At 74.1% G+C, this 23,964-nt stretch carries 24 protein-coding genes; 6 read left to right on the forward strand and 18 right to left on the reverse strand.

Annotation, left to right across the window (positions count from 1 at the left end):
• Nucleotides 1–11: 11 nt before the first annotated feature.
• A complete protein-coding gene (locus DE149_RS01390) occupies nt 12–284 on the reverse strand; it encodes a DUF4229 domain-containing protein (RefSeq protein WP_113913822.1) in 273 nt (90 codons plus the stop codon).
• Between the two features lie 130 nt (nt 285–414).
• Between DE149_RS01390 and DE149_RS01395 the strand changes: the two genes are divergently transcribed.
• Nucleotides 415–819, forward strand: coding sequence for a PLDc N-terminal domain-containing protein (locus DE149_RS01395; protein WP_113913823.1), 405 nt, complete (start codon nt 415–417; stop codon nt 817–819).
• A 115-nt stretch (nt 820–934) separates the two neighbouring features.
• On the opposite strand, the gene ccsB is transcribed toward DE149_RS01395, so the two are convergent.
• From ccsB to DE149_RS01420, 5 genes are all read right to left on the reverse strand, one after another.
• Nucleotides 935–2,032, reverse strand: a complete 1,098-nt coding sequence (ccsB, locus tag DE149_RS01400; protein WP_113913824.1) for a c-type cytochrome biogenesis protein CcsB — start codon at nt 2,030–2,032, stop codon at nt 935–937.
• A 2-nt stretch (nt 2,033–2,034) separates the two neighbouring features.
• On the reverse strand, nt 2,035–3,732 hold the full coding sequence (locus DE149_RS01405) for a cytochrome c biogenesis protein ResB (RefSeq protein WP_036336895.1): 1,698 nt from the start codon (nt 3,730–3,732) through the stop codon (nt 2,035–2,037).
• Nucleotides 3,729–4,484: a cytochrome c biogenesis CcdA family protein gene (locus DE149_RS01410; RefSeq protein WP_069941757.1), complete on the reverse strand. Its 756-nt coding sequence runs from the start codon at nt 4,482–4,484 to the stop codon at nt 3,729–3,731. Before DE149_RS01410 ends, DE149_RS01405 begins: the two co-directional genes overlap by 4 nt.
• A 16-nt stretch (nt 4,485–4,500) precedes the next feature.
• Nucleotides 4,501–5,112 (reverse strand): TlpA disulfide reductase family protein, encoded by a 612-nt coding sequence (locus tag DE149_RS01415; RefSeq protein ID WP_036336892.1) that lies wholly within the window; start codon nt 5,110–5,112, stop codon nt 4,501–4,503.
• A gap of 144 nt (nt 5,113–5,256) precedes the next feature.
• On the reverse strand, nt 5,257–5,931 hold the full coding sequence (locus tag DE149_RS01420) for a histidine phosphatase family protein (RefSeq protein WP_036336891.1): 675 nt from the start codon (nt 5,929–5,931) through the stop codon (nt 5,257–5,259).
• 125 nt (nt 5,932–6,056) lie between these two features.
• Between DE149_RS01420 and DE149_RS01425 the strand changes: the two genes are divergently transcribed.
• The gene (locus DE149_RS01425) at nt 6,057–6,797 is read left to right on the forward strand and encodes a hypothetical protein (RefSeq protein WP_063189782.1); all 741 of its coding nucleotides are present in this window, start codon (nt 6,057–6,059) and stop codon (nt 6,795–6,797) included.
• A gap of 6 nt (nt 6,798–6,803) precedes the next feature.
• Here the strand turns inward: DE149_RS01425 and DE149_RS01430 are convergent, their stop codons facing one another.
• The 3 genes from DE149_RS01430 to DE149_RS01440 form a co-directional block, all read right to left on the reverse strand.
• Nucleotides 6,804–7,073: a glutaredoxin family protein gene (locus tag DE149_RS01430; RefSeq protein ID WP_063189784.1), complete on the reverse strand. Its 270-nt coding sequence runs from the start codon at nt 7,071–7,073 to the stop codon at nt 6,804–6,806.
• Between the two features lie 96 nt (nt 7,074–7,169).
• Nucleotides 7,170–7,268, reverse strand: a complete 99-nt coding sequence (locus DE149_RS01435; RefSeq protein ID WP_005504750.1) for a 30S ribosomal protein bS22 — start codon at nt 7,266–7,268, stop codon at nt 7,170–7,172.
• Nucleotides 7,269–7,431: 163 nt separating this feature from the next.
• The gene (locus DE149_RS01440) at nt 7,432–8,685 is read right to left on the reverse strand and encodes an acetoin utilization protein AcuC (RefSeq protein ID WP_073116734.1); all 1,254 of its coding nucleotides are present in this window, start codon (nt 8,683–8,685) and stop codon (nt 7,432–7,434) included.
• Nucleotides 8,686–8,822: 137 nt separating this feature from the next.
• On the opposite strand from DE149_RS01440, the gene DE149_RS01445 reads away from it, so the two are divergent.
• Nucleotides 8,823–10,298, forward strand: coding sequence for a TrkH family potassium uptake protein (locus DE149_RS01445; protein ID WP_073116733.1), 1,476 nt, complete (start codon nt 8,823–8,825; stop codon nt 10,296–10,298).
• Entirely contained in the window at nt 10,291–10,968 is a 678-nt protein-coding gene (locus DE149_RS01450; RefSeq protein WP_178329098.1) for a TrkA family potassium uptake protein, read from the forward strand. The genes DE149_RS01445 and DE149_RS01450 overlap by 8 nt, the downstream gene beginning before the upstream one ends.
• A 15-nt stretch (nt 10,969–10,983) precedes the next feature.
• On the opposite strand, the gene proC is transcribed toward DE149_RS01450, so the two are convergent.
• The 6 genes from proC to DE149_RS01480 all read right to left on the reverse strand — a co-directional run bounded on the left by proC (nt 10,984) and on the right by DE149_RS01480 (nt 19,308).
• Complete coding sequence (gene proC, locus DE149_RS01455) at nt 10,984–11,814, reverse strand: pyrroline-5-carboxylate reductase (protein WP_073116732.1); 831 nt, start codon at nt 11,812–11,814, stop codon at nt 10,984–10,986.
• Nucleotides 11,811–12,698 (reverse strand): sugar phosphate isomerase/epimerase, encoded by an 888-nt coding sequence (locus DE149_RS01460; RefSeq protein ID WP_101967391.1) that lies wholly within the window; start codon nt 12,696–12,698, stop codon nt 11,811–11,813. Before DE149_RS01460 ends, proC begins: the two co-directional genes overlap by 4 nt.
• Before the next feature lie 2 nt (nt 12,699–12,700).
• Entirely contained in the window at nt 12,701–13,723 is a 1,023-nt protein-coding gene (locus DE149_RS01465) for an exopolyphosphatase (protein WP_036341216.1), read from the reverse strand.
• 5 nt (nt 13,724–13,728) lie between these two features.
• A complete protein-coding gene (topA, locus tag DE149_RS01470) occupies nt 13,729–16,563 on the reverse strand; it encodes a type I DNA topoisomerase (protein WP_061867164.1) in 2,835 nt (944 codons plus the stop codon).
• A 142-nt stretch (nt 16,564–16,705) separates the two neighbouring features.
• The gene (locus DE149_RS01475) at nt 16,706–18,382 is read right to left on the reverse strand and encodes a methyltransferase (RefSeq protein ID WP_113913825.1); all 1,677 of its coding nucleotides are present in this window, start codon (nt 18,380–18,382) and stop codon (nt 16,706–16,708) included.
• Complete coding sequence (locus tag DE149_RS01480; protein ID WP_101967388.1) at nt 18,379–19,308, reverse strand: rhodanese-related sulfurtransferase; 930 nt, start codon at nt 19,306–19,308, stop codon at nt 18,379–18,381. The genes DE149_RS01475 and DE149_RS01480 overlap by 4 nt, the downstream gene beginning before the upstream one ends.
• Before the next feature lie 93 nt (nt 19,309–19,401).
• Between DE149_RS01480 and DE149_RS01485 the strand changes: the two genes are divergently transcribed.
• Both DE149_RS01485 and DE149_RS01490 read left to right on the forward strand, forming a co-directional pair.
• Nucleotides 19,402–20,175 carry a GNAT family N-acetyltransferase gene (locus DE149_RS01485; protein ID WP_101967387.1) on the forward strand — a complete coding sequence of 258 codons (774 nt, stop codon included), beginning with the start codon at nt 19,402–19,404 and terminating at the stop codon, nt 20,173–20,175.
• Nucleotides 20,172–22,784, forward strand: a complete 2,613-nt coding sequence (locus DE149_RS01490) for a DEAD/DEAH box helicase (protein ID WP_113913826.1) — start codon at nt 20,172–20,174, stop codon at nt 22,782–22,784. Before DE149_RS01485 ends, DE149_RS01490 begins: the two co-directional genes overlap by 4 nt.
• Here the strand turns inward: DE149_RS01490 and DE149_RS01495 are convergent.
• From DE149_RS01495 to DE149_RS01505, 3 genes are read right to left on the reverse strand one after another with little or no spacing between them, the layout of a single operon-like run.
• The gene (locus tag DE149_RS01495) at nt 22,688–23,143 is read right to left on the reverse strand and encodes an Rv3654c family TadE-like protein (protein ID WP_049147915.1); all 456 of its coding nucleotides are present in this window, start codon (nt 23,141–23,143) and stop codon (nt 22,688–22,690) included. The genes DE149_RS01490 and DE149_RS01495 overlap by 97 nt on opposite strands.
• The gene (locus tag DE149_RS01500; RefSeq protein ID WP_049147914.1) at nt 23,140–23,592 is read right to left on the reverse strand and encodes a TadE family type IV pilus minor pilin; all 453 of its coding nucleotides are present in this window, start codon (nt 23,590–23,592) and stop codon (nt 23,140–23,142) included. Before DE149_RS01500 ends, DE149_RS01495 begins: the two co-directional genes overlap by 4 nt.
• Nucleotides 23,585–23,818: a DUF4244 domain-containing protein gene (locus tag DE149_RS01505; RefSeq protein WP_049147913.1), complete on the reverse strand. Its 234-nt coding sequence runs from the start codon at nt 23,816–23,818 to the stop codon at nt 23,585–23,587. The genes DE149_RS01500 and DE149_RS01505 overlap by 8 nt, the downstream gene beginning before the upstream one ends.
• Nucleotides 23,819–23,964 lie beyond the last annotated feature (146 nt).

Consider the following 23,964-nt stretch of genomic DNA (forward strand, 5'->3'; position numbering starts at 1 on the left):
GGCCCCGGGGCTCACTCGCGGAAGCGGCCCTGCGTGTAGGCGTCCTCGGCCTCGGCGTCGGCGGCCTCGGTGCGGCCGCGGCGGCCGGGGCGGCCCTCCCACGCGGCGGACAGGTCCTGGGTGGCGCCCCGACGCAGGCGGCCGAGGAACAGGTAGCTGACGGCGAACGTCAGGATCGCGGCGGCCAGGGTGGCCATGACCATGCCGAGGCCGAGCTGCAGGCCGACCCACCAGAGGACGAAGAAAAGGGCCACGCGGAGCAGCCCGTAGTAGAGAATGCGCACCGGCCCATTCTACGAGCGGTGCCTGGACGCCCGCCGAGGGCCGCCGTCGCCCCCTGGACGCCCGCCGGTTCCGCGGGCCTTCGCCCGGGGCGGAGCCGAGACCGGCTCCGCCCCCGCCTAGACTGGAAGGATGGGCCGTTACATCATCCCCGCCGCGATCGTCCTCGTGGGCCTCACGCTGTACGCGCTATTCGAGGCCCTCATGACCCCCGCCCACGAGGTGCGCAGCCTGCCGAAGTGGGGCTGGGTGGCCGTCGTGGTCCTGCTCCCCCTCGTGGGCCCGCTGCTGTGGCTCGTGCTGGGCCGCGCCCGCGTGGCCCGCGGCACGGCGCGTCCGGCGCCCCGCGGCCCCGGCGCCCCCGACGACGACGAGGCGTTCCTGCGCAGCCTCCGCGTCCAGCGGCGCCAGGCCGAGCGTGAGCAGGAGCTGGACCGGCGTGACGCCGAGCTGAAGGCCCGCGAGGAGGAGTTGCGCCGTCGTCGTGAGCGGGGCGAGGAGCCCGACGCCGACGATCCGGACGCCCCCACCCCCTGACCTCTCCCAGGAACACTTTCGCTCGTGAAAACGTCGCTACCATCCCGGAAATCCGGGGCGGTAGCGACGTTTTCACGAGCGAAAGCGCTGGGGGGTGGAAGCGTGAGGCCTCGGGTCAGCTGGGCAGCCCCGCGTAGGAGTGCAGGCCCGGGAAGTACGTGTTCACGATCGTGTAGTTGAACACGATGCAGAGGAAGCCCACGATGCTGAGCCAGGCGGCGCGCGCGCCGGTCCAGCCGCGGGTGGCGCGGGCGTGCAGGTACGCCGCGTAGACCACCCAGATCACGAAGGTCCAGACCTCCTTCGTGTCCCAGTTCCAGTAGCGGCCCCACGCGGCCTCGGCCCAGATGGCGCCGGCGATCAGCGTGAAGGTCCACATCACGAAGCCCACCGCGTTGATGCGGAAGGACCAGTTCTCCAGGGAGTCGGAGGAGGGCACGAGGCGCAGGAACGACCAGGTGGGCTCGCCCGCTGCGGCGCGCTTCTCGGCGCGGTCCTGGAGCAGCTGCAGCATGGACATGGCGGCGGTCAGCGCGAACAGCGAGCTGGCCAGCACGGCGATGGACACGTGGATGACGAGCCACGGCGTCTGCAGCGGCGGCTGGAGGTGGCCCACCGGCGTCGGGAAGCCCATGGTGGCCGCGCACATCATCGCCACGACGATGCCGGTGACGAACGTGCCCACGAAGCGCAGATCCTTGCGCAAGAGGAACAGCAGGTAGACGGTCGTGATCACGAGCGCGCCCGTGGTCATGAACTCGTACAGGTTGCCCCACGGCACGCGGTAGGCGGCGAGGCCGCGGGCGACGACGGCGAACGCGTGCAGCGCCCAGCCGACGGCCAGCACGGCCACGGCCACGTTGGCGACCGGGCGGCGGCCGCCGCCCGTGTAGTCCATGTCCTCGTCCACGAGGTCGTCGTCCGCGTCGACGCCGGGCTCGGCGGCGGCCGGCCGGGCCGTGTCGGAGTCGCTCGCGCCGACCGCCGTGGACCCGCCGACGGCGACCCCCACGGTCTCGCGGGCCGGAGCGGTGCGCACCTGCCCGCGCTGGGCCGCGAGGTCGGCCTCGAGGCGGCGGATGGTGGCCGAGGCGGTGGCCATGTCGATGGTGAACAGGATGAACGCCGCCGCGTACACGAGCGCGGCGATGAGCATGAAGAGGTCGCTGTACAGCGCCAGTTGCTCGTTCACGGGGGCCGTGGGGTTGAACACTGTCAGTCTCCTGATCGGGGGGTGCGGGGACCGGCGAGGGTCTCGGGGGTGGTTCCAGTGTGGCCGACGGCGGCGGCCGATGCGACGGCCTCCTCCTCGGACTCGGGGGCGGCGACGGGCCACCAGCGCTCCATGGCCGAGCGCAGGGCCACGTGCTCCTCGTGCAAGCCGAACTCCTCGCCGCGGGCGAGCAGCGCGTACTCCACGCGGGTGCGGCCGGCCTCGTCGGTGCGGGCGCGGACCCACACGCGGCGGCGGCGGACGAACAGGCTGATGACCAGCCCGAGCAGGGCGGTGCCGGCGAACACGCCGACGCCCCACTTGCCCGGGTCGTAGTGGATGTCCAGGCCGACGTAGCGGCGGACGCCGTCGAAGCTGATGGAGCCCTTGCCCTCGGGCAGCTCGTACGTCTGGCCCGGGCTGAGCACGATGCCGCCGTTCTCGTTGGTGCGGCTGTTGAGCTCGGTGAGGGATGCGGTGTCCAGCACGTACACGTTCTGCGGGCGGCCGGTGTCCAGGCCGAGGTCCCCGTAGTACGAGTTCAGCTGCAGCTCCGGGTTGAGCAGCTCGGGGTCCGCGGAGAACGCGGCGCCTTCCTCGTCCTCCACCGCCGAGGGCAGGAAGAAGCCGACGAAGCCCAGCTGGTCCGGCCGCGCGTCGGGGACCTTGATGGTGGCCTGCGAGCCGTAGTTCTGGTCGAACACGCGGGTGACCACGGGGCCCTGGAAGGCCACGTCCCCGGCGCCGTCGCGGATGGTCACCACGGGCGCGTAGCCGTTGCCCACGAGGTAGACGCGCACGCCGTCGATGTCCAGCGGCTGGTTGACCTTGAGGATCTGGCGCTGGAGCTCGCCGCCGGTGCCCTCGCGGACGTCCATGACGGCGGTGTAGTCCAGCGGCTGGCCGTAGGTGGTCTCCGACTGCCGCTCGAACACGGCGTCGAACGAGTCGAGGGTGAGGGAGAACGGCTGGAGGTCGTCCGCGCTGAAGTAGGTGCCGGGGGTGAAGGAGTCGTAGGCCACGAGGTTGTTGGCGAAGCCCTCGCCCTCCACGATGATCTTCTGCCCGCCGTACTTGGTCATGCCGCCGTAGGCCATGAACACGAGCACGCCGATCAGCGAGACGTGGAACAGGATGTTGCCGATCTCGCGCAGGTATCCGCGCTCGGCGCCCACGGACGCGCCGCCGGCCTCGGGGCGGTGCTCCACGCGGTAGCGGCGCTTGCGCAGCCACGCCTGGGCTCTGGCCACGGCCTCCTCGGGGCCGGGGCCGCCGTCCTCCAGGACCACGACGCCGGAAGCCGGCAGGCGCGTCAGGTTGCGGGGGGTGCGGGCCGGGGGCTGGCGCAGGGCCTTGGCGTGCTGGATGGCGCGCGGCCACACGCAGCCCACGAGGGAGACGAACAGCAGCAGGTAGATGGCCGAGAACCAGACGGAGTTGTAGACGTCGAAGAACTGCAGGGCGTCCAGGACGGGGCCCCACACGGGGTTGTCCTCGATCCACTGGTCCACGATCTCGGGGCCGGCACGGCGCTGGGGCACGAGGGAGCCGGGCACGGCGGCGACGGCGAGCAGGAGCAGCAGCATGAGCGCGGTGCTCATGCTGGTCAGCTGGGTCCAGATCCAGCGCAGGGTGCCCGCCAGGCCGAGGCGCGGCAGGGTGACGGGCTCGGAGCGCGTCCGGGCGGCCTTGGAGCTCACAGGGGCATCTCCCATTCGTTGGCGAACCACAGCTGCAGCTGCGTGGTCCAGGCGGTCCAGACGCCGGTGACCATGAGCAGGCCCAGCGCGATCAGCAGGGCGCCGCCGAGGCGCATGATCAGCACGCGGTGCCGGAGGAAGAACCCGAGGGCCCGCATGCCGCGCTCCATGCCGAGGGCCATGAGCACGAACGGCAGGCCCAGGCCGAGGCAGTAGAGGAAGGCGAGCAGGGCGCCGCGGCCCACGGAGCCGGAGCTGGCCGTGGACATGGCCAGGACGGCGGCCATGGTGGGGCCGATGCACGGCGCCCAGCCCAGGCCGAAGGTCATGCCCAGCAGGGGCGCGCCGACCAGGCCGGCGGCGGGCTTGAAGTGGACGCGGCGCTCCTGCTGAAGCCGGCCGCCGCCGCCGAGGAACACGAGGCCCATGAGCATCACGAGCACGCCGAGCACGGGGGTGACCCAGGCGCCGTCGCGCCGCAGCCAGACCATGGCCTGGGTGAACACCACGGTGATGCCCACGAACACCACGGCGAACCCGAGCACGAACAGCACGGAGCCGAGCACGAGGCGCCCGCGGCGGCGGCTGGTGAGCACGTCCCCGCCGAGGCCGGTGACGTACCCGAGGTAGCCGGGCACGAGCGGCAGCACGCACGGGGAGAGGAAGGAGATCAGGCCGGCCAGCACGGCGATCGGCGCGGCCAGCAGCAGGGAGCCGTCGAGGGCGATCTCGGCGAAGGGGTTGCTCTGCATGGACACGGCGGCCGGGTCAGGCCGCGGCCTCGTCCACCACGGTGGTGAGCAGGGCGCGCAGGGTGGACTCCTCCACGGCGCCGAGCACGCGGGCGGCCACGCGGCCCTCGACGTCCAGGACGAGGGTGGAGGGCACGGCCTGCGGGGGCACGTAGTCGGTCATGTTCAGGAGCACCTCCCCGCGGGCGTCCTCGATGGACGGGTAGGGGATCTCGAAGGTGCGCTCGAAGGCCTGCGCGGTGGTGACGGTGTCCCGGACGTTCACACCGAGGAACCGCACCCCCTGCGGGGCGAACTGCTCGTGCAGGGAGACGAGGTGGGGGGCCTCGACGCGGCACGGCGCGCAGGCGGCGTACCAGAAGTTCAGCAGGGCGGGGGTGCCGCGCAGGCTCGCGCCGGTCACGGGGGTGCCGTCGAAGAGCTCGGCGGCGAACTCCACGGGGGCGCCGCGCTCGGCGGGGGCGATCTCCAGGACGGAGCCGTCGCCGGCGATGTAGTTCTTGCCGTCCGCGTTGCCGGCCTGCCGCGTCAGCGAGTCGTCCCCCGAGCACGCCGCGAGGACGGGCGCGAGGCCGAGCAGCGAGAGGCCGGTCAGCACGGTGCGACGGGACGGACGGGGGGTCTGCATGGCGGGCTGCCCTCCAGGGGACGCGCGGGGCTGGATTCCGGGTACCTGGGGAGTCTACTGTCCGCCCCGCATTCTGACTGAACCCTGGACGTCACACCCCCACCCCGTGGGAGGCTGCGGCCGGCGTCGTCGACGCCGGCCGTCTCAGGCGCCCGGCAGGGAGGAGGCGTCCTTGAGCAGGGCCTGGTTCGGCTCGTGGTACTCGACGCGCGGCACCCCGCGCCCCTCCTCGTACACGAGCGAGGTCACGGAGGTCAGCGAGCACTCGCGGCGGCGCGGGTCGTGCCACAGCGGACGGCCCTCGACGGCCAGGCGCGTCACCCAGATCGGCAGCTGGTGCGAGACGAGCACGGACTCGGCGCCGGGCCCGTCGGCGGCCACGGCCTCGCCGCGGAGCCGGTCGACGACGGCCAGCATCCGGGCGGCCTGCGCGCGGTACGGCTCGCCCCAGGACGGGCGCAGGGGATTGCGCAGCCGGGGCCACAGCCGCGGGTTCCGCTTCAGCGACGCCGCCACCTGGGACATGCCCTCGAAGGCGTTCTCCGCCTCGATCAGGTCGGGCTCGGTGACCAGCGGCAGGTCGAACGCGGCCGCGAGGGGCGCGGCGGTCTGCTGCGCGCGGGTCAGCGGGGAGGCGGCGACGACGGCGGGCGCCCGGCCGGTCTGCGCGGCGCGCTCCGCGAACCACGCGGCCACGCCCCGGGCCATCTCGTGGCCGAGCTCCGAGAGCCCGAACTCCGGCAGGCGGCCGTAGAGGACACGGTCGGGGTTGTGGACTTCTCCGTGGCGGACCAGGTGGACGGTGGCGAGCGTCTGCATGGGGCCAGTCTGGCAGAGGCGGGCCGGTGGCTCCGGCGGTAGCGTGGGGCACAGCTCGGCGCGACCGCGCCGCCACCCCCGTCCGCACCGAGACGCCGCGAGCGTCGGCGTCGCTAGGAGGCCCCATGTCCGGCACCTCGCCCACCGATCCCCACGGCAGCCAGAACCCGTACGGCACCGACCCCTACGGCGCCGCCCCGCAGGGGCCGACCCCGGGCTCCCCTGACCCGGCGGGCGCGAGCCCGTACGGCCAGAACCCCTACGGCGCACCGCCGGCGGCTCCGTACGGCGCCCCGGGCCAGGCGGGGATGCCCCAGGCCCCCTCCCCCCACGGCCCCGCCGGCTGGCAGTCTCCCGGCCCGGTCGAGCTGCCCCCGCGGCCGCGCTCCCTGACGGCCGCGTTCTGGCTGATCGTCTCGGGCGGCCTCCTGCTGCTGGCGACGACCCTGCTGGCGGCCTTCGCCATCACCCAGCCGGAGGGCCAGGTCGCGATCCAGCAGGAGCTGGACCGGTCCGTCGAACAGATGAATCTGCCCGCCGACCAGGCGGAGCAGATGCGCACCATGATGGACGGGATGCTCCCGGCCCTCGCCACGACGGCGGCCGTGTTCGGCGTGCTCGCGTTCCTCGTCTACCTGTGGGTGGCGTTCGCGATCCGCGGCGGCTCGCGCGCCGCGCGCATCGTCGGAACGGTGCTGGCGTCCCTGTCCGTGCTGGTGCTGGTCTCCAACGCCGTGATGGGGGCGTTCAGCCCGCTGGACCTCGTGTGGGTGGGCCTCGGCGTCGCCGGCATCGTGCTCGCCTACCGCCCGGACGCCACGGAGTACATGCGGCTGAAGACCTGGCAGCGCTTCGCGCGCCGCTGAGCCCGCTCAGGCCCGCGGGGCGTCCAGGAGCCGGCCCAGGCGGGCCGGGTCCACGCGCCAGAAGTCGCGCTGGACGCCGTCCACGAAGAGCACGGGCACCTCGTCCACGAAGCGCTCGAGCAGGTCCGGGTGCGCGGCCCCGTCCACGGCCTCCCAGGCCTCGCCCCGCGCGTCGCACACCTGCACCACCGTGGCCTCGGCCTCGGCGCACAGGTGACAGCCGGGCTTCACGAGCAGCTGGACGCGGGCGGTGGCGGCGGGCAGGTCGGCGGTCATGGCCCCCACTCTACGGATCGCCGTCCACGACGAAGCCGCCGTCCCCCCGGAAGGGGACGGCGGCTTCGTCTCGTCAGCGCCCGGAGGGCGCGGGCGTCACTTCTTGTTGCGACGCTGGTGACGGGTCTTGCGAAGCAGCTTGCGGTGCTTCTTCTTCGACATGCGCTTGCGGCGCTTCTTGATCACAGATCCCATGGGGACTCCTTGAATCGGGGCGAGGGTCGGCGGTCGTGGGACCGCAGGCATCCGGGGCGCCGGACACGCCGACCCGCATTCCACCGGATGTGGAACGCCTGGAAACGTTCTCGGCCACAATACCGGCCGCACGGGCCCCGGTCGAACCGGGACGGGGACCGGCTCAGTCGAACCAGGGGTCGAGCCCGTGCAGCGGGAACACCTCGCGGCGCGTGGCCATGATCGACTGGTCCACCGGGTCGGCCGGGTCGTAGCCCACCTCCCACGAGCGCCACCACACGTCCGCGTCCTCGCCCATCACGGTGGGGATCCGCTCGGCGTCGTCCCCCTCGTGCACGGACATGTCCCCGGTCAGCTCGTCCGCGGTGAGGGCCCGGACGTGCTCGATCCAGGCGGCGGGGATCTCGCTCCTCACGGGGATCGGGGTCTGCAGGACGGCGGCGGTCAGGTGGGCCCACGCGCGCGGCACCACCCGCAGCGGGTTGTAGCCGCCGCCCCCGGTGGCCAGCCACCGGCCGTGCGCGAACCGGTCGGCCCAGTCGCCGACGTCGAACGCGAGCTGGCGCTGGCCGTCCACGCTCAGCCGCAGGTCGGCGAGCGGGTCCGTGCGGTGACCGTCGCAGCCGTGCTGGCTGACCAGCACGTCCGGGGCGAACGCCTCCAGCAGGGGCGGGACCACGGCGTGGGCGGCGCGCAGGAAGCCGGCGTCGCCGGTGCGCGGGGGCAGCGCGACGTTCACCGCCGTGCCCTGGGCGGCCGAGCCGCCGATCTCGTTGGCGAAGCCCGTGCCCGGGAACAGGCTGATGCCCGTCTCGTGCAGGGAGATGGTGAGCACGCGGGGGTCGTCGTAGAAGATCGACTGCGTGCCGTCGCCGTGGTGCGCGTCCACGTCGACGTAGGCCACGCGCTCCGCGCCGAGGTCCAGCAGGCGCTGGATGGCCACGGCGCAGTCGTTGTAGATGCAGAACCCGGACGCCGAGGACCGGGCGGCATGGTGCATGCCACCGGCGAAGTTCACGGCGCGGTCCACCTCGCCGGACCAGATCGCCTCCGCGGCGACGAGGGAGCCGCCCGCGATCCGGGCGGCGGACTCGTGCAGGTCCGGGAACACGGGACAGTCCTCGGTGCCCAGGCCGAAGCGGCCGTCCTCGGCCGACGACGTCGCCGCGGCCCGGCGCACGGCGGCGACATACTCGGGGTCGTGGACGAGGGCGAGCTGCTCGTCCGTGGCCACGGGCGGCTCCATGATCCGCACGTGGGGGGCGTCCAGCAGGCCGAACGCCTCCACGAGCCGGTGCGTGAGGTCCAGCCGCAGGGGCGCCATCGGGTGCTCCGCGCTGAACCGGTAGCGGAGCAGGCTGGAGTCCCACACCACAGCGGCGGGGGTGGGAGCGGGAGGGGTGGACGTGGTGCTCATCACGGTCCAGCCTAGGGCTCCGGGCGACACGGTGGCGACGATCGCCTCGGATGTCCTGCCCGCGTGACGCGCGGGCCACGGGGCGCGCGATACTGGGAGCCGGTCCGTTCCCCGTCCCCCCGCGCAGGAGGTGCCCCGTGGCAGGTCTCCGTCCGACTCCGCGCGCCCGCCGCCACGGCGGCGTGCGCCGGCCCGGCGGCCTCCCCCGGCCCGGCCAGGCCTCCACGCTGGAGTCCTCGACCGACCTGCGCACGGTGCTGCGGCGCTCGGGCCGCGCCGTCAGCTCGGTGGTGGGCGGCTCCCCGGCCCGCGCCGCCCTCTCCGCCTTCGCCCTCATGGCCCTGGTGTTCACCGGGCTCCTCGCCCTGCCGTGGGCCGCGGCGGACGGCCACGCCACCCCCCTGCACGACGCCATGTTCACCGCGGTCTCCGCCTTCTCCGTGACCGGTCTGACCACCGTCAACACGGCCGTGCACTGGTCCCCCGCGGGCCAGGTGATCATCCTCGTGGCCATCCAGATCGGCGGCCTGGGCATCCTCTCGATGGCCTCGCTGCTCACGCTGGCCGTCTCCCGGCATCTGGGTCTGAGGTCGAAGCTGGCGACGCAGCAGGCGGGCATGACCTCCGGGAATCTCGGCGAGGTCGGCCGGCTGCTGCGCGTCGTCGTCGTGACGGTGCTGACCGCCGAGGCCGCGCTGGCGTTCTTCCTCGTGCCGCGGTTCGCGGCCATCTCCGGCTCGTGGCTCACCGGCCTGTGGCACGGGGTCTTCTACTCGGTCAGCGCCTTCAACAACGCCGGGTTCACCCTCCACGTGGACGGCCTGCCGGAGATCATGCACGACCCGGTGATCATCACGGTGCTCGGCGTCGGCGTGTTCCTGGGTGCGCTCGGCTTCCCCGTGGTCATGGTGCTGCTGGAGAAGGGGTGGCGATTCCGGGAGTGGAACCTGCACACCAAGCTCACGGTCGAGGTGACGCTGGCCCTGCTGGTGCTCGGCGCCGTCGCCCTCTTCTTCTTCGAGGCGGGCAACCCGGCGACCCAGGCCGGCATGGGCTTCTGGCAGCGGGTCGGGCACTCCCTGTTCGGCTCCATGATGACCCGCTCCGGAGGCTTCGCGATCGACGACACGAACGCGCACCAGCCCGAGTCCCTGCTGCTCATGGACGCGCTGATGTTCGTGGGCGGTGGGTCCGCCTCCACCGCGGGCGGCATCAAGGTGACCACGCTGGCGATCATGTTCCTCGCGATCGTGGCGGAGGCGCGCGGCGACCGCGAGGTGACGGCGCACGGCCGCACGATCGCCCCCGAGTCCCTGCGCGTGGCCATCGCGGTGCTCGCACTCGGGGCCACCCTCGTGCTCGTGGCCACTCTGGCGCTGGTGCACATCACCGACGAGTCCCTCCAGCGGCCCCTGTTCGAGGTGATCTCCGCGTTCGGCACGTGCGGGCTCTCCGTGGGCGTCTCCGCGGAGAGCCCACCGGCCGGCAAGTACGTCCTGACGGCCATGATGTTCGCGGGCCGCGTTGGTACGATCACGTTCGCCGCCGCCCTGGCCCTGCGCCAGCGGCGCGTGCTCTACCGCTACCCCGTCGAGAGGCCGGTCATTGGCTGACACCCCGCAGCGCACCGATCCCAACGCCCCCGTGCTCGTCGTGGGGCTGGGCCGCTTCGGCGCCGCCACGGCCGAGGAGCTCGTCGCACAGGGCCGCGAGGTGCTCGCCGTCGAGCGGGACCCCGTCCTCGTGCAGCGCTTCGCCCCCTCGCTCACCCACGTGGTGGAGGCGGACGCCACCGACCCCGAGGCCCTGCGCCAGCTCGGCGCGCAGGACTTCTCGACGGCGGTGGTCGGCGTGGGCACCTCCATCGAGGCATCGGTGCTGATCACCGTGAACCTCGTGGACCTGGAGATCCCCCACATCTGGGTGAAGGCGATCAGCGAGGCGCACGGCACGATCCTCAAGCGGATCGGGGCGAACCACGTGATCTTCCCCGAGCACGACGCCGGCGTGCGGGCCGCCCACCTCGTGAACGGGCGCATGCTCGACTTCATCGAGTTCGACGACGACTTCGCGATCGTGAAGATGTACCCGCCGGCCGAGTGCGTGGGCTTCACGCTCGGCGAGTCCCACGTGCGCTCCAAGTACGGCGTGACCGTGGTGGGCGTGAAGACTCCGGGCGAGGACTTCACCTACGCCCAGCCGGACACCCGGGTGGGCCCGCGCGACACCCTCATCGTCTCGGGTCACACGGACCTCATCGACCGGTTCGCGGCCCGGCCCTGAGGCACGCCGGAACCGTCAGGCCCCGAACTCCTCGGCCATCTCCTTGTCGCGCTGCGCGGCCGCGTCCATGGCACGGTTCACGAGGTCGCCCATGCCCCCGTCCAGGAACGCCTCCACGGCCTTCTCGGTGGTGCCGTTCGGGCTCATCACGGCCTTGCGCAGAGCCTCGGCCCTGGCCCCCTCCTGCTGGAGCATGATGCCGGCGCCCTTGACGGTGGCCGCGGCCATGGCCTCGGCGGCGGCGGCGTCCAGTCCCATCTCCGCACCGTGGGCGGCGATCAGCTCGGCCAGCAGGAACACGTAGGCCGGGGCGGAGCCGGCGGTGGCCACCACGGCGGAGAGCTGCTCCTCGGCCACCGGCACCACCAGGCCGGAGCCCTCGAAGAGGGCGCGCACGGCGGTGGTCTGCTCCTCGGTGACGCCCGGCCCGGGGGCCATGCCGACGACGCCGGAGCCCACCGTCAGGGGCGTGTTCGGCATGGTCCGCACGATCGGCTGCCCCGCCGGCAGCACGGCGGCCATGGTGGCGGAGGTGACGCCGGCTGCCACGGACACCACCACGGTCTCGGGGCGCAGCGACGGCGCCAGGTCCGTGAGGGTGGCGACCATGTCCTTCGGCTTCACGCCCACCAGGACGATGTCCGCCTCGGCGACCGCGGCATGGTTGGCGCGTTCGTCCCGCTCCCGGGAGGTCACGGTGACGCCGTGCTGCGCGGCGGCCCGCTCGGCGGAGGCGGTGGAGCGGGTGGTGGCGGTGACGTCCTCGGCGCGCACGGCGCCGGCGTCGAGGGCCCCGGCCAGGATGGCCCCGGTCATGGTGCCCAGGCCCAGGATGGTCAGCTTCATGGTCGGTCCGTCTCCTTCGTGGTCGGGCGCGGAACGCCGTCGTCGTCGTGGTGGTCGGTGCCACCGGCGGCCAGGTGCTCGCGCGCGAAGGCGAGCGAGGCGGCGAGCTTCTCCTCGCGCTGGCCCGCGTACTCCACGCCGCGGGTGCCCACCTCCACGCACACCGTGCCGGCCAGGCCCGCGGTCGCCAGGTGGCGCAGGGTCTCGGCCACGCGCTGCGTGCCCTCGCCGGGGGCCAGGTGGTCGTCCTTGCCGGAGTCGTTGCCGTCGGTGAGGTGGACGTGCCGCAGCCGCGGGCCGAGCTCGCGGACGGCCGCCAGGGAGTCCGCCCGCGCGATGGCCGCGTGGGAGAAGTCCCAGCAGATGTGCTCGTACGGCTCGGGCAGCGGGTTCCAGTGCGGCAGGTACATCTTGGCCTCGCGGCCGTAGGCCCGCCACGGGTACATGTTCTCCACGGCGATCACGACGCCGGTCTCCGCCATGAGCTCGTGGATGCCCTCGGCGAAGCGCACCGCGTACGTGCCCTGCCAGCGGAACGGCGGATGGGCCACCACGGTGGCCGCGCCCACGGCCTGCGCCAGCTCCACGGAGCGGCGGATCTTGGACCACGCGGAGCCCCAGACCTGCTGCGTGAACAGCAGGGTGGGCGCGTGGATGGAGTCGATGGGCATCCCGTGCCGCTCGGACAGCCGCGTCAGCCGCCGCGCGTCCTGGCTCCACGCGTTGTGCGTGACCATGACCTCCACGCCGTCGTAGCCGAGGTCCTCGGCGGTGGCGAACACGTCCTGGGTGCCCAGGGGGAACACGGACGAGGAGGACAGGGTCACGGGGATGTCCGCTCCGAAGCGCGCCGCGGGGGCCAGGTGCGCGGTGGAGTCCGGCATGGTCAGCGCACCCCCAGGCTCAGTCCCGGCAGGAGGGTGTCCGGGTTGAGGTTCACGTGGCCGACGCCGGGCCGGCCGTCCCGGGTGAGGTGGCCCTCGAGCATGAGCGCGTCGAGGCGGTTGAGGATCAGGCCCTCGCGCAGCGCCCACGGGCAGATCTCGAGCTGGGCGATGCCGAACGTGCGCATGGCCGTCAGCGCGACGATCGCCCCCGCGAACACCTGGTGCGCGCGCACGTCCGAGACGCCGGGCAGCTCCGCCCGCTCCGCGACGGTCATCGCCGCGAGGCGGTTCACCCACAGGTGCAGGTCGTCCGCGCGCAGGTGCCGCTTCACGAAGGGGCCCGCCGCCGACGGCGCCGCCCCGGTGATCCGGGCGAGGGAGCGGAACGTCTTCGAGGTGGCGGTGACCACCACGGGCGACTCGATGCGCGGGAAGGCCGTATACGCCTCCTCGAGTCGCTTCTCCACGTGCTTGCGGAGCTTCTTCACCGCCTTGGGGCTGGGCGGGTCCTCGAGCACCCAGTCGCGGGTGAGGCGGCCGGCGCCCAGCGGCAGGGACAGGGCGTGCGAGGGCAGCTCGTCCTGGCCGTAGGCGATCTCGAAGGAGCCGCCGCCGATGTCGAAGTTCAGGATGGAGCCGGCGCCCCAGCCCTGCCAGCGGCGCACGGCGAAGTACGTCATGGCCGACTCCTGGTCCCCCGTGAGCTCGGAGAGGTGCACACCGGTCTCGGCCTGCACGCGGGCCAGCACGGCGGCGCCGTTCGCGGACTCGCGGATCGCCGAGGTGCAGAACGAGATCATGTCCTCCGCCCGATGCTCCTCCGCGAACGCGGCGGCCTCACGGACGAAGTCCACGAGCTCCCGCTGTCCCTCCTCCGTGATCGCCCCGTCGGCGTCCTGGTAGCGGATCAGCGGAAGGGAGCGCTTGTGCTCCGCGTAGGCGACGGGGCGGGCCCCCGGGTGGGCGTCCACGAGCAGCAGGTGGACGGTGTTGGACCCGATGTCCAGGACGCCGAGGCGCATGGCGCTCAGGCCTTCTTCCGCGCGGTGGTCTTCTTGGCCGGGGCCTTGCGGGCCGCCGGCTTCTTGGCACCGCCGCGGGTGGCCGGGCCCTTGGCACGCTTGTCCGCGAGCAGCTGGTAGGCCTCCTCCGCCGTGAGCTCCTCGGGCTGACGGCCGCGCGGGACGGTGATGTTGGTGACCCCGTCCGTGACGTACGGGCCGAAGCGGCCCTCCTTCACGGTGACCTTCTTGCCGGAGACCGGGTCCTCGCCGAACTCGGCCAGCGGCGGCTTGGCGGCCCCGCGGCCACGCTGCTTCGGCTGGGCGTAGATCTCGAGGGCCTGCTCCTGCGTGATGCTGAAGATCTGGTCCTCGGACTCGAGCGAGCGCGAGTCCGAGCCCTTCTTCAGGTAGGGCCCGAAGCGGCCGTTCTGGGCGGTGATGACCTCGCCCTCGGCGTCCGCGCCCACGACGCGCGGCAGGGACATCAGCTGCAGCGCCTGCTCGAGGGTCACGGTGTCCACGGACATGCTCGTGAAGAGGGAGCCGGTGCGGGGCTTCTCCTTGGCCGGCTTCTTCTTCGGCTTGGGCTTGCCGTTCTTGTAGTACTCGGTGGGCTGGGCGTCGAGCCAGGCCTGCAGCTCCTCCTCGGTCATCTCCGGGATGACCTCGGTGACGTAGGGCCCGTAGCGCCCGTCCCTGGCGACGACGGTCCGGCCCGTCTCCGGGTCCGTGCCGAGCTCGCGCTCGGAGGGCTGGGCGGTGGCGAACAGCTCCTCGGCCTTGGCCGGGGTGAGCTCGTCCGGGGCCAGGTCCTCGGGGACGTTGGCGCGCGGCGGGGTGGCGCCCGCCTCCGCGTCGGCCGGCAGCGACCGCTCCAGGTACGGGCCGTACTGGCCCACCCGCAGGGTGATGTCCTCGGTGATCGGCAGCGAGTTCACGGCTCGCGCGTCGATCTCGCCGAGGTTGTCCACCACGTGCTTGAGGCCCTCGACGCCCTTCTCCGTCTCCGCGGCGGGGGCCCCGAAGTAGAAGGTCTGCAGCCAGGCCTCGCGGCCGAGCTCGCCCGCGGCGATCCGGTCGAGGTCGTCCTCCATGCGGGCCGTGAAGTCGTAGTCCACGTACTTCGCGAAGTAGTCCTCGAGCAGTCCGATCACCGCGAACGCGGTCCACGACGGGACGAGCGCGGTGCCGCGCTTGGACACGTAACCGCGGTCCATGATCGTGGAGATCGTCGGGGCGTACGTGGAGGGCCGCCCGATCTCGCGGCGCTCCAGCTCGGCGACGATCGACGCCTCGGTGTAGCGGGCCGGCGGGGAGGTCTCGTGCCCGGTGGCCTCGATCGGGTCACCGGTGAGGCGCTCGCCCTGGGCCACCTGCGGCAGGCGGCGGTCCTTGGCCTCCGCGTTCTCGCCGTCGACCTCGGCGTCCCGGCCCTCCTCGTACGCGTCGAGGAAGCCCTTGAACGTGATGACGGTGCCCGAGGCGCTGAACTGCGCGAGGCGGCCGTCCTGCGCGGTGGCCGAGAGCCGCAGCGTGGCGGTGTAGCCCTTGGCATCGGCCATCTGCGAGGCCACGGTGCGCTTCCAGATCAGCTCGTACAGGCGGAACTCGTCCGGGCGCAGCTCGGCCTTGACCTGGGCCGGGGTCCGGAAGGAGTCCCCCGCGGGCCGGATGGCCTCGTGGGCCTCCTGCGCGGTCTCGTTGCGCTTGGCGTAGACGCGCGGCTGGGCCGGCACGGCGTCCGCCCCGTAGAGCTCGGTGGCCTGGCGCCGGGCGGCCTGCACGGCTTCCTGCGAGAGGTTCACCGAGTCCGTGCGCATGTACGTGATGTAGCCGTTCTCGTACAGGCGCTGGGCCACCTGCATGGAGACGCGGGAGCTCATGCGGAGCTTGCGGGCGGCCTCCTGTTGCAGCGTGGAGGTGGTGAAGGGGGCGGCCGGGCGGCGGGTGTACGGCTTGTCCTCCACCGAGTCGACCGTGAAGTCCGCCCCGCGCAGACCCTCGGCCAGCGAGCGGGCGCCGGCCTCGTCCAGGTGGGTCACCTTCTTGCCGGCGGAGGCCTTGAGCCGCCCGGCGTCGTCGAAGTCGCGGCCCGTGGCCACGCGCTCGCCGTCCACCGTGCTGAGGCGGGCCGTGAACGAGCTGCCCACGGCGTCCGCGGCCTGCGCGCCCTCGGCCACCGTGAAGGTGCCCTCCACGCCCCAGTAGTGGGCGGAGACGAAGGCCATGCGCTCCCGCTCGCGCTCGACGACGAGGCGGGTGGCCACCGACTGCACGCGGCCCGCCGAGAGCCCGCGGGAGACCTTGCGCCACAGCACCGGCGAGAGCTCGTAGCCGAACAGGCGGTCGAGGATGCGGCGCGTCTCCTGGGCGTCCACGAGGGCCGTGTCCAGCTCGCGGATGTTCTCCAGGCCTCGGCGCACGCCCTCCTGGGTGATCTCCCCGAAGGTCATCCGGTACACCGGCACCGTGGGCTTGAGGGTGTCCAGCAGGTGCCAGGCGATGGCCTCGCCCTCCCGGTCCGCATCCGTGGCGAGGTAGAGGGCCTCGGCGTCCTTGAGCTCGCGCTTGAGCTCCGCGACCTTCTTCTTCTTGTCCGGGTGCACCACGTAGTACGGGGTGAAGCCGTGCTCCGTGTCCACGGCGAACTTCCCGAACGGGCCCTTCTTCATGTCCGCCGGCAGGTCCGAGGGCTTGGGCAGGTCGCGGATGTGCCCCACGGAGGAGTCCACCACCCAGCCGGAGCCCACCGCGTTGAGGTACTTCGCGATGGACTTGCTCTTGGCCGGGGACTCCACGATGACCAGCTTCTTGCCCTCGGGCACGGGAGCGGTCACGGAAGCGGATGACGTGGACAAGGGGGTCCTCCTCGGACGGGGAAGGCGGTGGTTCCGGGCCGGTGCGCGGTGCACGCCGGCGTCGGGCGGACGTCCCCACATCGTAGGGGGCGCGGTGCCCACGATAACGCCCGGCGTCCCCGCGCCCGCCACCGCCCGATCGTCAGCCCTCCACCAGGAACCCGTCCTCGTACAGCTCCCGCAGCGCGGCCAGCAGGCCGGCCCGCCCGACGTCGTCCAGCTCCAGCAGCGCGGCGACCGCGCCCACCAGCTGCCCCACGGACAGCTCACCGTCGGAGGCGGACAGCACGCCCGCCGTCGCGGTGTCCAGGCGCGCCACGCGCCGGAACCCGGAGCCCTGCCGGACCAGGATCACCTCGGGGTGCTCCGCCCCGAACCGCTGGTGGCGCTCCTCCGTGACGTCCGCGGCCACGCGCAGGTGCAGGCCGCGCAGCGCGGCCAGGGCCGGGTCCCCGACGGCGTCCCCCGCCCCGGCGCCGGCGGTGAGCCGGTCCCGGCGGGCGACGGCGGCGGCCCACGCGGTGCCGAGGGCCTCGTCCACGGCCTGGGTCAGCTCCTCGGCGACCACCCACCCCCGGCCCTGGGAGCCGTCCGCGGCGGGCCGACGCAGCCACACGTGGCCGAAGCCCACGCCCGCGACCCCGCGCGCGGCGAAGTCGTCCAGGTAGCCGCGGTAGGCGGCCTCATAGGCGGGCGGGTCGAGCTCGAGCGAGGAGTCCTGCAGCCATGTCTCCGCGTAGCCCGCGGGGTCCTGCCGGTCGCGCTGGAGGAACCAGGCCTGCATCCCCGGCGCCACCCACGAGCGCGGGCGCGCGTCCCACGGTGCGGTGTCGGCGTCGGCGGTGTCCCCCGCCGGGATCTCCCAGTTGGCGAGCAGCTGCGCGGTGCCGCCCTCGGCGAGCACGTCCGGCAGGGCCGCGATCAGCTCCGCGACGATCCGGTCGCCTTCGCGGCCGCCGTCGCGGTAGGTCAGCATGGGCGCGTCCGGGTCCGTGCGCGGGGTGATCACGAACGGCGGGTTCGAGACCACGAGGTCGAACCGCTCCCCCGTCACCGGCGCCAGCAGATCGCCGGCCGCCAGCCGGACCCGGTCCTCGAGCCGGTCCCGGTCGAGGCCGAGCACGTCCGCGTTGAGCAGCAGGTTGAACCGGGTGAATGCCAGGGCCCGCTCGGACAGGTCCGTGGCGGTGACATGGTCGGCGTGGGCGAGCAGGTGCAGGGTCTGGATCCCGCAGCCCACCCCCACGTCGAGGGCGCGGGCCACGGGACGGCGCTGCGTGGCGCCGGCGAGCGTGAGGGAGGCCCGGCCGACGCCGAGCACGTGCTCGGGAGGCAGCGGGCCGCGCCGCTGCAGGGCCGTCAGGTCCGAGGCGATCCACATCCGGCCCGGCTCGTCCGCCTCGTACGGCGAGAGGTCCACCGCGCCGCGCACGCGCCCGTCCGGCCCCTCGACGACGAGCCCGGCCGCCACGGCCCCGGCCAGGCCGAGGCGGGGCAGCGCGGCGTCGAGGTCGGCGGCGGGGACGGGGTCGCCGAGCAGCCAGGCCCCGACGGCGGCGGCGAGGCCCCGCGTGCCATACCGGTCGCCGGGGCCGGCTGCGTCGTCGGGCCGGCCGGGGCCCGCCAGGTGACCGGCGACGACGCGGCGGGCGGCCTCGGCGTGCTCGCGGTCCAGGGCGAGCGTGGCCACGGGTCCGAGCAGCCCCTCGACGGCGGCGGTGGTGAACGGCAGGGCCGCCAGATCCGCGGCGAGGGCCACGGCCGTGGCCGGGGTCAGCCGCGGGGCGGGGGGCGACGGGGGTGTCGGGACGGGACTCATGCCTCGGTCCTCTCGGCGGGGTGGGGGCGGTGGGCGCAGACAGGACAGCGGTGCTCGGGGTCGTCGGCGGCGCAGGCCGCACAGCGGACCTCGAGCGTGGTGCAGGCCGGGTCGGCGCAGTTGCGCAGCGCCGAGGTCGGTGCCTCGCACGCGACGCACCGGCCGATGGTCTCGGCGTCGGCGGTGAAGCGGGTGGACAGGCGCCGGTCGAACACGGCCAGCTCGCCCCGCCACAGTCCGGCGTCGCCACGGGCCTCGCCGTAGCGGACGATGCCGCCGTCGAGCTGGTAGACCTCGGCGAAGCCGCGGTCCTTGAGCAGGGCCGAGAGGACCTCGCAGCGCACGCCGCCCGTGCAGTAGGTGATCAGCGGCGCGTCCTTGAGGTGGTCCAGGGCCCCGGAGTCGACGGCGGCGAGCAGGTCGCGGGTGGTGTGCGCGTCCGGGACCACGGCCCCGTCGAAGCGGCCGATGGCCGCCTCGACCGTGTTGCGGCCGTCGAGGAAGCGCACGGGGTTGGCGGTGCCGGCGCGCTCGGCGACGAGCGCGTCCACCTGGGCGGGGGTGAGCCGCTCCCCCGTGCCGACGACGCCGCCCGCGTCCACGGTGACGCGCTCGGGGGCCCCGAACGCGACGAGCTCGGGCTTGAGCTTGACGGAGAGGCGGGGGAAGTCCGCCGCCGAGCCGTCCGACCACTTCACCTCGAGATCCCGGAACGCCGGATGCTCCCGCGTGCCGCGCACGTAGCGCTTGACCGCGTCGACCGGCCCGCCGACGGTCCCGTTGATCCCCTGCGGCGACACGATGATCCGGCCGGTCAGGCCGAGGGACGCGGCGAGCGTGCGCTGCCACAGCCGCACCGCCTCGGGGTCGGCGAGCGGGGTGAACCGGTAGTACAGCGCGATGCGGGAGAGGGCGGCGGTGCTCATCGAGGTCCAGGCTAGTGCGCGACCCCGGACGTGACGGCCGTGAGGGACGGGCGGGGCCTGGCCCGCACCGGCCTCACGCCTTACCCTTCAGACATGACTGAGCATCTGGATCCGGCACTGGTCGACATCTGGTTCGCGGCCTGGTCGCGATCGCGCGGCTACCGCGTCAGCCAGGAGGCGGGGCGACGCGCGGCCCTGCGCACCCCCCGCCCCGCCCACATGATCCCCGGCGGCTCCGGTCGCGCCACGGTGGATGTGCCGGCCACGTGGGAGCACGTGGTGGTGAACCCCTCCCGCGCGGAGCTGGAGGACCTGCGCGAGGCGGTGCGGGACCAGGAGCAGATCCTGCTCACCGTGTTCGGCGACGCCGGCGAGGACCCCAAGGCCATGGGTCTGAAGGCCCAGGCCGAGCCGGAGCGCTTCATGACCATGGACATGGACCCCGAGCTGCAGGACGTGGAGCCCCCGCTGCTGCCCGAGGGCTATGAGGCCCGCGTGGACCAGCCGATGGAGGGCAGTCGTCGCCTGCGCATCCTGGCCGTCGGCGCCTCGACCGCGCCGGAGGGCGAGGAGGAGCTCGCCGCCCTCGGCTGGGTCACCGAGGAGGACGGCACCGCCGTCTACGACCGGATCTGGACGTCCCCGAACCACCGTCGTCGCGGCCTCGGCTCCCTCGTGATGCGCTATCTCACCTCCGAGGTCATGAGCGAGGGTGAGATCAGCCGCGGCCTGCTCGTCGCCTCCCCGGACGGGCAGAAGCTGTACCGCCACCTGGCCTGGACCGACCTCGGCCCCGTGTCCATCTGGGGTCGCGGCCTGGCCGAGGACAACCCCACCGCCGAGCACACCGGCACCATGGGGGCGTGACCGGCCACCTCCCGGAGCACGATCCCTGGGCGGATCCCGCGGGCGGCTGGGGGCCGCCCGGCACGGCGGACGCCGCGCCGCCCGTCGACGACGCCGCCCCGGACTCCTCCGGACCGGAGCCGCAGCCCGTCGGTGAGATGGTGGCCGACGTCGTGGCCGGGCTGTCCGTCACGGCACCCGGTGACCTGCGCCCGGACATCCCGGCGGGGGCCGGACTCCGTGCGGCGCTGGGCCGGACCGGGCTGCCCGAGCAGATCCGCCACGTCACCGAGCTGCCCGCACGGCAGGCCCGGCACACGGACTGGCCCGCGGACGCTCCGGAGGGCCTGGTCGGGGCGTTCGCGGCGCGCGGCGTCGAGCGGCCGTGGCTGCACCAGGTGCGCGCCGCGGCCCTGGCCGGCGCGGGGACGCACACCGTGCTCGCCACGGGCACGGCGTCGGGCAAGTCGCTGGGCTACCAGCTGGCGGTCGGCACCCGGCTGGCCGCCGACCCCCGGGCCACCGCGCTCTACCTCGCCCCCACCAAGGCCCTCGCGGCGGACCAGCTGACCTCCTGGCGCGCCCTCGAGCGGGACGGCGCCCCGGGGCTGCGCGCGGCCCCCTACGACGGCGACACCGCACCGCAGGACCGGATCTGGGCCCGCGAGCACGCCACCGTGCTCATGACCAACCCGGACATGCTCCACGTGGGGATCCTGCCGCACCACGAGCGGTGGGCCGCGTTCTTCCGGAACCTCGCGTTCGTGGTGGTGGACGAGTCGCACACCTACCGGGGCGTCTTCGGCTCGCAGGTGGGCATCCTGCTGCGCCGGCTGCGGCGCATCGCCGCCCACTACCGCGGGGACCGTCCGGAGACCGTGTTCATCGGGGCGTCGGCGACGTCGGCGGATCCGGCCGGGCACTTCGCCCGACTGATCGGGGCGCCGGCCACGGCCGTCACCGAGGACGCGTCCCCGCACGGGGCGGTCACGGTGGCGTTCTGGGAGCCGGAGCTGACGGACCGTCGGGGCGAGAACGGCGCGCCCGTCCGCCGCTCGGCGATGGCCGCCGCCGCCGACCTGGTCACGGACCTGGCCCTGCAGCAGGTGCGCACGCTGGCGTTCATCCGCTCGCGGCGCGGGGCCGAGGCCATCGCCAGCGCGGCCAAGCGGCAGCTCGAGGAGGTCGAGCCGGGGCTCGGCACGCGGATCGCGGCCTACCGCTCGGGCTATCTGCCCGAGGAGCGGCGGGAGCTGGAGGCGGACCTGCGCTCGGGTCGGCTGCTGGGCATGGCCTCGACGCCGGCGCTGGAGATGGGCATCGACGTCGCGGGGCTGGACGCGGTGGTGGTGGCCGGCTGGCCGGGCACCCGCGCGTCGTTCTTCCAGCAGATCGGCCGCGCCGGGCGCGGCGGCCAGGACGCGCTCGCGTTCTTCGTGGCCTCGGACGACCCCCTGGACACGTTCGTGGTGGACCACCCGGAGGCCGTGTTCGACCTGGGCGTGGAGGACACCGTGGTGGACCCGGAGAACCCGCACCTGCTCGGCCCCCAGCTGTGCGCGGCCGCCGCGGAGCTGCCGATCACGCCCGAGGCGTTCGGCTGGTTCGGGGAGCCGGAGCGGGTGCGCGCCCTGCTGGACGTGCTGGTCGAGCAGGGGCTGCTGCGCCGCCGGCCGGCCGGCTGGTTCTGGACGCACCCCGAGCACGCCGCCGGCATGGTCTCCCTGCGGGACGACGGCGGCGGGCCCATGGACATCATCGACGCCGAGTCCGGTGCCCTGCTGGGCACGATGGACTCGCCCCAGACCCACTACCAGGCGCATCCCGGCGCGGTGTACGTGCACCAGGACCGCACGTACCTCGTGGAGGAGCTGGACGAGGACGCGCACGCGGTGGTGGTCACGCGCGCCTGGCCGGACTTCACCACGCAGGCCCGGGACGTCACGGAGGTCGAGATCGTGGCGGTGCACCGCCGCCTGGACGCGCGGGAGGGCACCCTGCGCTGGTGCCTCGGGGATGTGCAGGTCCGCACCCAGGTGGTGTCCTTCCAGCGCAAGGCCCTGGCCTCCGGGGAGGTGCTCGGCGAGGAGCCCCTCGACCTGCCGGCGCGGGACCTGTTCACCTCGGCGGTGTGGTTCCAGGCGGCCTCGGACGAGCTCATCGCCGCGGGACTGACCACGGATCGCCTTCCCGGCGCCCTGCACGCGGCCGAGCACGCGATGATCGGCATGATGCCGCTCGTCGCCTCGAACGACCGCTGGGACATCGGAGGCGTCTCGATGGTCCTGCACCCGGACACCGGCTCCCCCGCCGTGTTCGTCTACGACGGCCGGCCCGGCGGGGCGGGCTTCGCCGAACGCGGCTTCGAGCAGGCGCGACGCTGGGTCGAGGCGACGGCGGGGGCCATCGCGGCCTGCGAGTGCGCGGAGGGCTGCCCGTCCTGCGTGCAGTCCCCCAAGTGCGGCAACCGCAACAGCCCACTGGACAAGGCCGGCGCGCTGACCGTCCTGCGGTTCCTGATGGACCACGCCGATCACCTCGTCCCGGCGGACGCCTCGACCGACGGCTCGGGCGGCGGCGCCTCCGGCGGGTCCTCCGGCGGGGCCACGGACGCGGCGCCCGGGGCCTGAGACCGCGGCGGACCCGCGACGGCATCGGCCGTGGCCGCCGGCAGCGGGGCGCGGGCGAGCTCGACCGCGACGCGCACGGTCCCGTCCTCGCGCACCTCGCACGCCACGACGGCGGCCCCGTTGCGTTCGGCGGTCCGCCCGGCCAGCACGCACGGCTCGTGGTCGGAGAGCCCGCGCCGGGCGTCGGAGGCGGCGAGCGCCGCCAGATCGGCAGCCCCGGCCGCCCGGGAGCCGGTGGCCGAGGCCTGCCCCAGCGCCGCGACAGCCAGCAGCAGCCCCGCCCCCAGAGCGGCCGTGCCCAGGACGGACACGGTGCCCGAGCCGCGTTCGCCCCGCGCGGGCGCCCTCCCACGGGTCATGACCGGTCCTCCGGCCCGGCGGCGGGCGTTCCGGGCCGCTGGTCGGGGGCGGCGGCGTGCGCGGTGAGGGTGAGCACCTCGGCCCAGGCGAGCGGCCCGGGGCCGGGCTGGACGACCTCGACGGTCACCCACCCGCCCTCGACGGTGTGCGAGAGCGAGGCGTCGTCGCCGGCCATGCGCGCCACGGCGTCCCGGGCCGCCGCCTCGTCGTCGCCCCGGGCGAGGATGCGGGCGGCCGACGCCGCCGCGTCCTGACCCCGCACCTGCTGCACCGCGGCGGCCCCGGCCAGCAGGACGGACACGAGCACGAACGCGATCACGGGCAGCAGCACCGCGTACTCGGCCGTGACGGCCCCGGTCTCGCCGCCCCGGAGCGCGCGGGGCCGCCCCGCCGTCCGGGCGCCCGTGCGGCGCCCGGACGGCGAGGCGGAGGTCGGGTGCTCAGTCACGCTGGAGCGCCCCGGAGACGAGGTCCACGAGCAGCGACTGCACGTCCGGGCTGGTGAGCACGACGGCCAGCACGCCCGCGAAGCCCACGGCGGCGAGCGTGAGGATGCCGTACTCGGCCGTGATCGCGCCGGTCTCCTCGCCCGCGGCGTCGACGACGCGCGCGAGGCGATTGCGGCCGCTCGGGCGGGTGACGGCGGGCTGGGCGGAGTGGGAGCGGTGGGTCATGGTGGTCCTCCTGGAGTGGGCCCCGCGGTGCGGGGCGGTGATGACGGCCCGGCCGGGCCGCTGGTCCCAGGCTGGCCCGCTCCGGGGCTCGCGCGCCGGGGGCGGCGCGGATCCGGGGATGGGCCGGGGCGATCGGGGCCCTGTGC

This window comes from Micrococcus sp. KT16 (assembly GCF_003315015.1).
Classification (GTDB): domain Bacteria; phylum Actinomycetota; class Actinomycetes; order Actinomycetales; family Micrococcaceae; genus Micrococcus; species Micrococcus luteus.